The organism is Enterobacter cloacae complex sp. 397G4, assembly GCF_050031515.1.
Classification (GTDB): Bacteria; Pseudomonadota; Gammaproteobacteria; order Enterobacterales; family Enterobacteriaceae; genus Enterobacter; species Enterobacter hormaechei_C.
Genome location: NZ_JBLGWE010000001.1, coordinates 1,039,392 through 1,051,236, shown reverse-complemented (window position 1 = coordinate 1,051,236; position 11,845 = coordinate 1,039,392). Strand labels below are relative to the sequence as shown.

At 56.1% G+C, this 11,845-nt stretch carries 10 protein-coding genes; 2 read left to right on the top strand and 8 right to left on the bottom strand.

The genetic code is table 11. The features are described from left to right. Positions 1 to 2: 2 nt before the first annotated feature. From ACQG1Y_RS04995 to mmuP, 8 genes are all read right to left on the bottom strand, one after another. Entirely contained in the window at positions 3 to 479 is a 477-nt protein-coding gene (locus ACQG1Y_RS04995) for a fimbrial protein (protein WP_154123176.1), read from the bottom strand. Next, complete coding sequence (locus ACQG1Y_RS04990; protein WP_033487719.1) at positions 472 to 1,053, bottom strand: fimbrial protein; 582 nt, start codon at positions 1,051 to 1,053, stop codon at positions 472 to 474. Before ACQG1Y_RS04990 ends, ACQG1Y_RS04995 begins: the two co-directional genes overlap by 8 nt. A gap of 16 nt (positions 1,054 to 1,069) precedes the next feature. After that, a complete protein-coding gene (locus ACQG1Y_RS04985) occupies positions 1,070 to 1,816 on the bottom strand; it encodes a fimbria/pilus periplasmic chaperone (protein ID WP_033487720.1) in 747 nt (248 codons plus the stop codon). 31 nt (positions 1,817 to 1,847) lie between these two features. Further along, complete coding sequence (locus ACQG1Y_RS04980; RefSeq protein ID WP_426736688.1) at positions 1,848 to 4,331, bottom strand: outer membrane usher protein; 2,484 nt, start codon at positions 4,329 to 4,331, stop codon at positions 1,848 to 1,850. Between the two features lies 1 nt (position 4,332). Beyond that, positions 4,333 to 4,761, bottom strand: coding sequence for a fimbrial protein (locus tag ACQG1Y_RS04975; protein WP_223230160.1), 429 nt, complete (start codon positions 4,759 to 4,761; stop codon positions 4,333 to 4,335). Positions 4,762 to 4,972: 211 nt separating this feature from the next. Further along, complete coding sequence (locus ACQG1Y_RS04970; protein ID WP_033487723.1) at positions 4,973 to 5,488, bottom strand: fimbrial protein; 516 nt, start codon at positions 5,486 to 5,488, stop codon at positions 4,973 to 4,975. A gap of 595 nt (positions 5,489 to 6,083) precedes the next feature. Next, complete coding sequence (mmuM, locus tag ACQG1Y_RS04965; protein WP_033487724.1) at positions 6,084 to 7,016, bottom strand: homocysteine S-methyltransferase; 933 nt, start codon at positions 7,014 to 7,016, stop codon at positions 6,084 to 6,086. Then, the gene (gene mmuP, locus ACQG1Y_RS04960; protein WP_023303171.1) at positions 7,003 to 8,403 is read right to left on the bottom strand and encodes an S-methylmethionine permease; all 1,401 of its coding nucleotides are present in this window, start codon (positions 8,401 to 8,403) and stop codon (positions 7,003 to 7,005) included. The genes mmuM and mmuP overlap by 14 nt, the downstream gene beginning before the upstream one ends. 157 nt (positions 8,404 to 8,560) lie before the next feature. On the opposite strand from mmuP, the gene ACQG1Y_RS04955 reads away from it, so the two are divergent. After that, positions 8,561 to 9,670, top strand: coding sequence for an AI-2E family transporter (locus tag ACQG1Y_RS04955; protein WP_368740803.1), 1,110 nt, complete (start codon positions 8,561 to 8,563; stop codon positions 9,668 to 9,670). Positions 9,671 to 9,784: 114 nt separating this feature from the next. After that, complete coding sequence (locus tag ACQG1Y_RS04950) at positions 9,785 to 11,569, top strand: diguanylate cyclase (RefSeq protein WP_040117250.1); 1,785 nt, start codon at positions 9,785 to 9,787, stop codon at positions 11,567 to 11,569. Positions 11,570 to 11,845 lie beyond the last annotated feature (276 nt).

Here is an 11,845-nt window from a genome sequence, read left to right as displayed (position 1 = left end):
TGTTATTGATACTGAATTTTCAGCGTGGCTGACGCGCTAAACACGCCCGTTTCCACGGTAGATGCGTCATCTTTTATCGGCGCGGCCTGCAAAACAGGCACCTCCGGCCAGGTAAACGGCATCCAGGTATTTAGCGGCATCGATTCTCCGTTCATATACAATTTGATCCCCAGCCCTTCGCGGTCGGTGGCCAGATAGTCGTCGCTAAACGAGGTGGCCGTGCCTTCAAACTGCATCTCCAGATCGTTAGAGGTCAGATCTTCACAAACCAGCGAATAGTCGATGGTTTTCATAAAGTTCTCACCGTCCAGCTGGCGCGCCTGCAGGTTGCTGCCAAAATCCACGTGAACAGTTTCACCGTTGTTGATTTCACACACCCCCTCCACGACCACGCCGGTGACGTTTACCGTCAGGGATGACCATGCCGCTGGACTGGCCTGCAACAAAGCGATAAGCAGAGCAAAACGTGAACTAGTCATAATTAAGCCTGAAGTGGATCAGCGCCTGCCATGCCCCCGCCACCAGCGGTGCAGAGGTACGTTCCGGTGCGAGATAATAAAAAAGCGTGTTGTCATCTGACTCCAGCAGCAGCGGATGCCCCTCATCGTTAAGACGAACCGAACGATGCAGCCTGTCGGTCAGGTGTAGCCCCACCCCGCTGGCTCCGCTCACGCGGACCAACCCCGGATTAAACAACTCTCCCGGTGCAACAAAGCTGACCGTGACCGAGGGCTGATCCCGGCTCCAGAGCAGATCGCCGCTCCACGCATCGCGTACTGAGGTAGGTGACGGCATACAATCCTCCAGATGGATCTCCACCCGCACCGGCGTACCCTGGTCGCCCGGTTTTTTAAGCGCCCCCGTTGCCGTCGTTCCCATGTCCACCTCCTGCCACGCGGAGTCCATCTCCAGACGGCAGGCGCTTTCCGTCAGCGCACCGCGCACGTGCAGCAGCCCATAGCTCCCATCGATCAATTCGTCCGCGGCACTTAGCGATCCTGCCAGCAGCATCAGCGCGAGCCCGCTCCCCTTTTTCCAGTACGCGATAGTCATGCCACTCTCCCGGCGGTTACTTTTTCTTTTCCTGCGGCACGGCTTTGCACTCGCTGCCGCCACAGCTGAAGATGAGCTTTGCGCGGCCACCAAAGTCGTTGACATAAGTCAGCACGGGCGCGCTGCCGAGCGCAGCAGCGGACGGTGCCAGCACTAGCTGACCTTTCGGCTCAACCATAATCGGCTTGAAGCCTGCCGCCGCTTTGCCGGTGAGCGTCGAAGACGCATTGACCAGCGAGATGTAATACGGCGTCGGGTTATTCACGCGGTATTTATCCCCTTCCCGCGCCAGAGTCAGCTGTTCCTGAAACGGCGTGGAATAATCAGCACGCTGCACTTCAATAGCGGCCGGGCGATAAAAGAGCTTGATGCGGGTCTGGAGCGCCAGCTGAAGCGTATTAGGCTTGCTGCTTTTGGGTGGGATCTCGCGCAGATTGAAATAGAACAGCGACTCCCTGTCCTGTGGCAGGCGCTGGATCCCTGCGGTGGATTGCACCTTGATCTGACTCTGCTCACCCGGTTCAATGCGCTGAACCGGCGGCAGCAGCACCAGCGGATCGGTAATTTTTTTACCCTGAGCATCTTCCACCCACCCCTGCGCCAGATACGGCAGCGTTTTGTTTTCATTGGTCAGGCGCAGGCTCACGGATTTTGCCGCGCCGTCAAAAATAACCCGGGTTCTGTCCAGCGATACGGCGGCTGTTGCCACGCCTGAAACCATCAGCGCCAGGCCCGTCAGGGCGGAAATTCGCACAATTGTCATCTTGATTAACTCATCTCGTTTTTCAGGCCGGTTATTCCGGCGAACAGGTTAAAAGCAGGTTCTCCAGCACGGCTGGCAGCGTGGCCGGCAGGTTTACCACGCAGCGGGCTTGTCCATCCCATTTGACGGTCATTTTGCCGTTTGGCTGAATGCCGCTTAGCCAGACGCTTCCTTCGTCATTCACCACCCCCGTCTCCTGGTTTTTCTCGTTCATCACCGAGGCCCCAAACGGCGGGAAGCTCCCGTCAGCCTTACGGATAAAGGCCATCGCTTTACCACCCGCAATCACGTCAAACTGCCGATAGCCGATCGCCCCTTCGGTGAGCGTGGCCTGCGAGACGGATCGGGTGACGTCAGCATTTTCATCAAGTTTGTCGACGTCAATGCGGATCGGATTGCGGTAGTAGCTGTTCACATCACCAATCACAGCCTTCCCGAATCGGTTGGTTTTCACCGAGGCGCCGAATCCCTTAACGGGCACGCCGCTGACGCCTGCGGTATCCACCAGCACGCGGCTGCCGCCCCGCGCGTTCGAGCGATGCGCTGCGCCCCCTTCGGTGGTCAGGGTCAGACCGCCGGTCACGTTCATGCCCAGCGCGGTATAGCTGCCGGACTGATAGCTGGCGTTGGTCTGCACCTGCGCGCTATCGCCCTGCCAGGTGTAGTAGCCGTACGCCGTCGGGCCGCTGCGGGAAAGGCCGCTGCTGACCTGGAAGCTATTGTGCTCATCCACCCGGCCGTAATAGCTCACGCGATGGGTGTTATCGGTGCGGTTAATTGTGGCGCCATAGCTGAGCGAGGTGCCGTTACCTATCGGTAGCGACACCGAAATGTAGGCCCCGTCATCCTTCAGGGAGTAGTACTCGCTGCGGTAGGCCGTGAGCGATACGCTCATGTTCCTGAACGGACCAAGATCGACATAGCGCGACAGCGACAGGCTTACGCGATCGTTATCCGCGCTGTTCCAGTAGGTCTGATGGCTGTAGTTGAGGTAAGCGCTCAGCCCGACATCCCGGAAGCGTTTGTTAAACGACACCTTGTATTTCTCTTTCGGGCTGTGCGACGTGCCGCTGCCGTAGCGGGTATCGAGGTACTCCGACATGCTCATAAAGTCGCGTTCGGAGAAACGGTACCCGGCAAAGGTGACCTGGCTGTCATACTCGTCGAAGGTTTTTGAGTAGCTCACCCGGTAAGAGGTACCGGACAGCGTGCCTTCAGAAGGCAATACCGCCCGCGACTGCGTTACGTCGAAGGCCAGCGCGCCGAGGATGAAGAGATCGCGCCCGATCCCCACCGACAGGGCATTGTAGTCACCACCGATCACCGAGCCGCCGTACAGCGTCCAGCCGTTGGCCACGCCCCAGGAGATTTCGCCCGAGGTGAACATCGGCCCGGTCATACTATGCCCCCACTCAGAGGGTTTACCCGCCGCCAGCTTGTAGCGCACCGCACCCGGGCGCGTCAGGTAGGGAACCGAAGCCGTCGTGACCTGAAAGACCTGCACGCTGCCGTCCAGCTCTTCCACCCTTACGTCGAGCGTGCCAGAGATGGCATCATTCAGTTCCTGAATGCGAAACGCCCCGGCGGCCACCTGCGTTTCGTGTATCACGCGTCCCTGCTGGCTGATGGTCACTTTGCCGCCCGAACGGGAGATGCCCGTCACTTCGGGCGCGTAGCCACGCAGGCTCGGCGGCAACATACTGAGATCGGAATTCAGGCTAACGCCGCTAAAGCGGAAGGTATCGAAGATATCGGAGCTGAGGTAATCTTCCCCCACCGTCAGCTTCGCTTTCAGTGAAGGAATGGCGCGGTAGAGATAGTAACGGCTAAAGGCGAAATCCTTGTCCGTCTTCCCGTCACGCTTGTTCCAGCTGGTCTGCCAGTCGGCGCGGGCGCGCCATGGTCCCAGATTGGCCCCCAGGACCCCATTCCCGCTGATATTTTGGCTGTCTGAACCGGTTTGATTCTGCTGCGCCTGAAGATTGAGGTTGTAGTCGGCAATCACACCAGGGATACCCTCATCCCAGCGCGAAGGCGGATCCCAGTTTGGCGCGGTGTACTCCAGCCACGCCTGCGGGATCGACAGATAAAGCGTGTCCTTTGCCAGGTCGACGCGCATATCCAGTCCTTCGAGGCTGGCTTTGTCCAGACACTCACCGTCGCGCAGCCAGCGAAGATCGTCCATGACGCTGGCCTTCAGGTTAAAGCGAGAGAGCTGCTCTGGCGTCAGGCAGATCAGGCTGTCCCGGCCGTTTTCACCCTCGGGATAGACCACAATCCGCTCCTCGCGCAGGATGTCTTTGTTCACCATGATGCTAAAGGTGTAGTCGCCGGGCATGACGTAGCCGCGACGCGAAAAGTGGCTAAGATCGATATTGCTCTTGTCCTGCGTGTCCAGCACGTCAGTATTAAACTGAATGTCATCGTCGGCCCCGCTTTTCGCCACCGGCACGATTAGAGCCAAAATCAGCACGCTGAGCGTTGAGCGTCGGAATGTCCGTATCGTTTTTTTCATCTCAGTTGTAATCCATTCTGAAGCGGATCAGAGACTGGTAATCCCCGGCTTTGAGCGGCTGTCCGTTGCTGACAAGCTGAAGCGAATAATTCAGGTTCATGCTGCCCGCCGTGACCTCTCTGGCGGGAAAGGCCACGCCGGGCGCGGCGATATTGCCGTCGGTATCGCGGATCGCCAGCTCAATTCCCTGTGCGTCTCCACGCACGGAAAACCGGTCTGCGCCCGTCATTGGCTCAAACGTTATCTGGTAGTACTCGGAGTCATATCTCCCGTTCCCGGGTGTCGGCAGCATCAGGCAATTAATTAAGCGAACGGTGAACGCACGTGTGGGGCCATAGCCTTTGGTGGCAATCTCCGACACGGGCGTATCGCCCATATCAATGGTTTGATCGCGGCTACCAAGATCAATTGCACAGGGTGTATAGAGCACCGCCCCCTGAATAAGGACGGCACCCTCCCCCTGATTTGCAGCGAATAAAGGCAGGCAACAACCAGACAGGAGAAAAGGGAGTGTTTTGACTATTTTTGTTGTATTCGAAAATATATAACCCATAGCAAACCCTTTTCACTTATTCAGTCGGTTTCGAATATCAGACGGCCAGCTAAGGCCGCCTGACGGGTCATCGAAATAAGGTCAGGGCTTATTCGTAGGCCAGCGTCCAGTTAGTCACAGCGGTGAAATCACCTTCGGTTGGCGCTTCTCCACCGATGATGTACGCGGAGTAGGTCAGGGTGTTGTCGCCATTAACCACGTTCTGTCCAGTCGTGGCTTCACCCAGGGTGATGGTGTTGCTGTCGCCGTCGGTCATCACGACGCCAACATCGGTTGCATTGCCGGTCACGCCCAGCACCGCTCCGTCAACGCTGGAATCCGCGCCGGAGAAGGTGGTGGTCACAGTGGTAGCGGTCTCAACAGAGCAGTTTTCCAGGTGGATGTAGAACGGAACCGGCGTAGAGGTGCCGCCGTTCGCCACTGCGGAACTGGAAACCTGGCCGAGGCTAATGGTCTGATCTTCGTCACCTGCCGCGATTGAACATGGCGCGTCGATAACGGAACCAGTGAAGGTCACAACGCCGCTACCCTGGTCTGCCTGAGCACCGAAAGCAGCCATACCAGAAGCCAGAACCAGTGCAGTAAAGAGTTTGTTCATTTTCATAAAAATCGTCCTGTAAATTAAGTGAATGACACACACAGAAGATTTTTGATGGCTGAATTTGGGCAATATGCGCCCCGCCCGAAAATTGGGCTTAATTAAATTACTCAGCAATCAAATAATCTCTTAAACATCGTCATCAGCAAATTCAGTTGAACTTACGCATATCTCCCTGCGCTTCGCTGATGCAATAAATAGTAACCCGACGATGAAAAAACAAAAGGCAAAATACCCTACAAGAACAAAAACAAAAGACATGCTTAAATAATAGGTTTAATTAGAATAATAAAAATGAATCCACCAGCAGTTAGATTTTTATACTTTATTAACCAAGAATGATAGATTATCAATCTAAAACTTAACTTTTTAACCCACAATGACAGTCATAAACACGAAACTATCAACGCGAATTTGTTGCTGGAGTATGAAAAGTAATTACATTTATTCAAAAAGAAACGAGGTCAGGGGATAATATCATTCGTGCACGAACTGATGTTATCCATTGGGGACAGGCATCTTATTTGGCCAGAAAGAAATATCGGGAAGTGTATAAAGAGAATTATTCCCGGCCTGCGTAACCGCTGACCGGGAGTCAGGATTACCGCTGTGCGTTCAGCTCCGCAATATCCTGCGGCGTGGTGCGACAGCAGCCGCCAATCAGCTTCGCACCGACATCCAGCCACTGCGGTAAATACCCCGCCAGCGTCTCGCAGGCGTCACCATGGTGATGCCAGGTTTTGCTCACCGCATCATAATGCTCGCCGGAATTCGGATAGACCACCAGCGGCAGCGACGTCAGGCTGTGCAGATGCGTCAGCGCCGCGGTGGTGTTTTCCAGCGCGATACAGTTGATCCCCAGCGCGACAACCTGCGAGTAGTTTTCCAGCGCAGAAACGACATCCCGCAGCGGCGTCCCGTCACTCAGATGCTCGCTGTCACGCAGGGTAAATGAGAACCATGCCCGGGCGCGAGGATACGCCGTCAGCAACGCCGCCAGCGCCTTAATCTCCGGGAAAGAAGGCAGCGTTTCACAGGCCAGCAGATCCGCGCCCGCATCCAGCAGCGCCTCCACGCGGGGACGGTGGAACGCGGTGAACTCTTCAGCGCGACGCACATAATCGCCGCGATATTCAGATCCATCGGCAAGGTACGCGCCGTACGGCCCTACCGACCCCGCCACCAGCAGCGTGCCCGCCTGCGCATTCTCTGCCAGGTACGCTTCCCGCGCTTTGCGTGCCAGCTCTACGCTTTTGCCAATCAACGCCCGGGATTGCGCCTCGTCCAGCCCGCGTGCGGCAAAGCCCGCAGGCGTGGCCTGATAGCTGGCGGTGATCGCCACCTGTGCCCCCGCGCGGTAATAGTCGAGGTGCACGTCCCGGATCAGCTCCGGGTTTTCCATCAGCACTTTGGCCGACCAGAGGCTGTCGGCAAGGTTACAACCGCGCGCTTCCAGCTCCGTTGCCATCGCCCCATCCAGCACGACAAACGGCTGGTTTTCAAGGAGGGCGGTAAGCGGATTATTCTGCGACATGTTCAGGCTCCTGCGTGGTCAGGTTTCGGGTCAGGTAGTACGCACCATAACACAGGGCGACAAACGGAAGCCCGCAATAAAGGGCAATACGCTGGCTGGGGTCAAACCACAGGCCGACACAGGCCACCAGGCAGAGGATAAAGCCAAGCACGGGCACCAGCGGATACCATGGCGCGCGATACTGCAACGCCGAAAGCGGCTGCCCGGACTGCACGTGACGGCGACGAAACACGAAGTGTGACGCGCAGATGCTGATCCACACCGCCACCACCGCAAAACCGGAAATGGCTGACAGGGCCACAAACACCGTATCCGGCGCAACCACGCTGGAGAACAGCGCCAGCACGCCACCCAGCATGGAAACGGAGAGCGCCGTCAGCGGCACGCCGTTTTTGTTGACGCGGGCAAAGCAGCGTGGCAGCGTTTTCTCGTTAGACAGAGACCACAGCATACGGCCAGAGGCGTACAGACCCGAGTTCGCCGCCGAGAGGATCGCCGTCAGGATCACGAAGTTAAAGATATCCGCCGCATACGGAATGCCGACCTTTTCAAACACCACCACGAACGGGCTTTTCTCCACGCCAGCCTGCTGCATCGGGATCAGCGCCGCCAGCACAAACACGGTGCCAATAAAGAAGATGATGAGCCGGGCGATGGTGGTGCGAATAGCAACCGGAATAACCTTGTGTGGGTTTTCCGTTTCTCCTGCCGCGATGCCGATAAGCTCCGTTCCGGAGAAGGCAAAGTTGACCGCCACCATGGTCATCAGGATCGGCAGACCGCCGTGCGGGAACCAGCCTTCGGCAGTAATGTTGCTCAAGCCCGGCGCCGGTGAACCGTCCTGCATCGGGATAAAACCGAAGATCGCCGCCCCGCCGAGAATAATGAAGGCGATGATGGTGATGACTTTCACCAGCGAGAACCAGAATTCCCCTTCGGCAAAGAAGCGCGTGGAAATGACGTTAAGAGCAAAAATCACCACGCAAAAGACGACGCACCACGTCCAGACGGGAACCTGCGGGAACCAGTACTGCATACAGAACCCGGCTGCGGTAAAGCTCGATCCCAGCGCCACTGTCCACGTAAGCCAGTAGAGCCACGCCACGGTATACCCTGTCGCCGGGCCGAGATAACGAGCGGCGTAGACGTGGAACGCGCCGGTTTCCGGCATCGCTACGGAAAGTTCCCCCAGGCATTGCATAACCAGCCAGACCACCAGCGCACCAATAAGATACGCCAGCAGCGTGCCCGCCGCGCCGGTTGTCGAAATGATGTATCCGGTATTGAAGAATAACCCTGTGCCGATAACGCCCCCCAGCGAGAGCATAATCAGGTGACGGGTTTTCATGGTGCGCTTAAGCTGCCCGTTTTGTTGTTCTGTTTGCATATTACCTTCTAAACGTATGGACATCTAAACATCCAAAGAAGGGTGTTATACCGCGATTGTTAACAAAAAGCCACCCGGCACGACTTCGGCGCAATTATTGGTAAATCTTTAAATCAGTTCTATAGTCGACACAGTTTCTTCTTCACCAGGACTCACTATGCGATTAAACGGACTGACCAAAGGTTTCTTTATTCTCATCCTGGCCCTTGTTACCTGGGCTTTCTTTGACGTGCTGTCTCCCTATTTCTCGGCGATTCTGTGGGCCGCGATCCTGACCATCATTTTCAACCCGGTGAAAAACAAACTGCGTACCGCGCTGGGCGATCGCAACGGGCTGGCTTCCCTCCTTACACTCGGCATTATCTGCCTGATCGTGTTTATTCCGTTGATGGTGATCCTTTCCTCGCTCGCGGTGGAACTGAACATGGTTTACACCAAGCTGCAACAGAACAACACGCAGTTCCCGGAAGTCATCGCCGGTATCTTCAATCGCCTGCCGGACTGGGCCAGCGGCTTCCTGGCGGATCACAACCTGACCAACGCCGCGCAGATTCAGAAAAAGCTTTCCGATGTCGCGTTACAGGGTGGACAGTATCTGGCGGGAAGCGCGTTCCTGATTGGTAAAGGGACGTTCGGCTTTGCTATTAGCTTCGGCATTATGCTGTACCTGCTGTTTTTCCTGCTCAAAGACGGGCCCTATCTGGTGCGCCAGATCCTCGACTCGCTGCCGCTGTCTGACTTCGCCAAACAGCACCTGTTCGCTAAGTTTGTCGGCGTCTCGCGAGCCACGGTAAAAGGTACGGCGGTCGTGGCAGTGGTTCAGGGTACGCTTGGCGGTATCGCCTTTGCCATCGTCGGTATTGACGGTAGCGTACTGTGGGGAGCGCTGATGGCGTTTCTCTCCCTGGTGCCCGCCGTCGGCTCGGCTATCGTCTGGGTTCCCGCCGCGATCTTCCTGTTTGCCACTCACCAGCTGTGGCAGGGTCTGTTCATTGTGGGCTTTTTTGTCATTATCGTCGGGCTGGTGGACAACCTTTTACGTCCGCTGCTGGTGGGCAAAGACACCAAAATGCCGGACTACCTGATACTGATCACCACGCTCGGCGGTATGGAGCTGTACGGCATAAATGGTTTTGTGATTGGGCCGCTGATTGCCGCCCTGTTTATCGCCTGCTGGAACCTCTTCTCCGGCCGCGACCACGCAGGCAACGCCGAGGAGCTGGACGCAGACTTTATCGAAGAGGGAAAAAACCCTCCGGATCTCTAACGAAACGCGTTTTGTCAGGCGGCCCTGTGCCGCCTTTTTTTTCGCGATAAATCAGGGGTTTTCTATAATCTGAAATGAACGCTCTTCCACATTTGTCGTAGAAGGATCCAACAGGTGCGAATCGCCACGATCACAAACTGGGCCTATGGTGTCACGGTGTGCCTGACCATTGCCTCCGGTATCGTCATGCTGATGGCTTCCCATGCCGACAACGTAGAGCGTCAGGCTGTTAAGCAACGACAAATTTTTGACCAGCTTACGGAAGAGATTGAAGCAGAAACCTGGATGCTCTCCGATTTAGCGCGCCTTTACGCCATCAAAAAAGAGCCCGATGTGCTGAAAGCGTACCAGGCGAAAGAAGGTGAACTGAAGAATATTGAACACAAAGTGGGACAGTTAAAAGATACGGGCGCAACGGGCGAAGAGCTGGCGCTGCTGTATGAAGGGCTGAAGATTGTTGATGGCCTACAGGATGAACAGCAGGCAGCAATTGCCAGCGTCGCCCGGGGTGAGGAACAACAGGCCATTGCGTTACTCTTCGGCAAAATCTACGAACTTGAAACGGAACGCGCCCAGAGCAAGATTGACCATTTTCGTATGCTGCTGGATAAGCGCATTATTGCCGATGTCCAGGCAGCGACCAACACGTCGAAAACGCTGCGTACCGCCTCAGAGGTGATGGTCGGCCTGACCGCCCTGCTCTTCTTATTCGTGATGGGCTTTATTCTCAAGCACCGCGTGCTGCGCCCGGTAGTGCGCCTCAGCGATGTGGTTCACCGCCTGGCCTCACAGGATTACGCCGTCGAAACGCCCAATTTCAACCAGGTCGATGAGATAGGCGATATGGCGCAGGCCATTCGCATTTTCCGCGAGAACGGGCTGGCAAGGCAGCGGCTTGAAAAAGAACGCGACGCAGACTGGGCCATCCGCGAGCTGCTCGCGCGAATGACCCAGCGCTTGCAGGGGTGCGAGAACGTCAGCGACGTGATTGAGGTGGCAGAGCTGTTTGCTCCCAACATTGCGCCGGGTATCGCCGGACGTCTGTATATCCTGGATCGAAACCCGTGGGAGATGCGCTGTGCGGCGGAATGGTTATCTCCACAGGGAGAAAAAAATGCTTTCCACCCCGATCAATGCTGGGCCATACGCCGTGGTCAGAGCCACCCACCGGTCAACGGCGAGCCGGATATCGGTTGCCAGCATCTGCCTGAATCACAAAAAGACAGCTCACTGTGCGTGCCGCTCATTGCGCAGGGGGAAGCCATTGGTTTGCTGTCGTTTCAGAACATCACGCCTGAAACGGCGCCGTCCCGCGCATATCTCGAATTAATGGCGGAAGCCCTGGGTCTGGCGCTGGCCAACCAGCGTCTGCGCGATGCCCTGCTGGAAAAAGCGCTATTCGACCCGCTCACCGGCTTGCGTAACCGTCACCACCTGGAAGATACCCTGCGCACTCAGATAGCTCAGGCAATGCGCAATGATGAGCCGGTGAGCTGCATGATGATCGACATCGATCACTTTAAAAGCATTAACGATCGCTTCGGCCATGAGGCTGGCGATCATGTGATTAAGAGCGTGGCGACAATTGTTCAGCGTGCCGTGCATGATGCAGGTCTGGCCTTCCGCTTTGGTGGCGAAGAGTTTCTGGTGCTGCTAACGGGTGCGGATGAGGAAGCGGCTCACGCCTGCGCAACGGAGATATATAACGGCGTCCATACGCTGTCGCTGCGCTATGGGCTTGCTGAAATTGGCCCGGTGGATGTGTCGATCGGGATCGCCAGTTACCCGCAGCACGCCCAAAGCGACGACCTGCTGCGCGCGGCAGATGTGGCGCTTTACCGGGCGAAAGAGCTGGGGCGCTCGCGGATCGTCAGTTTCAGTATGCTGGAGACGGGTTAACCGAAACTCAGTGCAAATGACGTCAGAGGTACGCGCACTCTCTTATTCCCTCACATTGAGGGTGCGTTATCATTCTTTGTACATATAAATCAATCTTAACGATGCCACCATTGATAAAAATGGGGGTGCGTAAATATATCAATAATCAAAGCGATCATTTTTTAAACCCGGTGGCTAATTACACTGAGTTTTTATGTTTTAAAAAACGTAAGCTCCAGCCAGAGGTCTGCAATCACGGGGCAAACAACGATTATCCATTTGATTTTAATACATTTA

Excerpts from the sequence above, each read along its gene's own strand:
- ACQG1Y_RS04995 (WP_154123176.1), bottom strand. The coding sequence starts at position 479 with ATGACTAGTTCACGTTTTGCTCTGCTTATCGCTTTGTTGCAGGCCAGT.
- ACQG1Y_RS04990 (WP_033487719.1), bottom strand. The coding sequence starts at position 1,053 with ATGACTATCGCGTACTGGAAAAAGGGGAGCGGGCTCGCGCTGATGCTG.
- ACQG1Y_RS04985 (WP_033487720.1), bottom strand. The coding sequence starts at position 1,816 with ATGACAATTGTGCGAATTTCCGCCCTGACGGGCCTGGCGCTGATGGTT.
- ACQG1Y_RS04980 (WP_426736688.1), bottom strand. The coding sequence starts at position 4,331 with ATGAAAAAAACGATACGGACATTCCGACGCTCAACGCTCAGCGTGCTG.
- ACQG1Y_RS04970 (WP_033487723.1), bottom strand. The coding sequence starts at position 5,488 with ATGAAAATGAACAAACTCTTTACTGCACTGGTTCTGGCTTCTGGTATG.
- mmuM (WP_033487724.1), bottom strand. The coding sequence starts at position 7,016 with ATGTCGCAGAATAATCCGCTTACCGCCCTCCTTGAAAACCAGCCGTTT.
- mmuP (WP_023303171.1), bottom strand. The coding sequence starts at position 8,403 with ATGCAAACAGAACAACAAAACGGGCAGCTTAAGCGCACCATGAAAACC.
- ACQG1Y_RS04955 (WP_368740803.1), top strand. The coding sequence starts at position 8,561 with ATGCGATTAAACGGACTGACCAAAGGTTTCTTTATTCTCATCCTGGCC.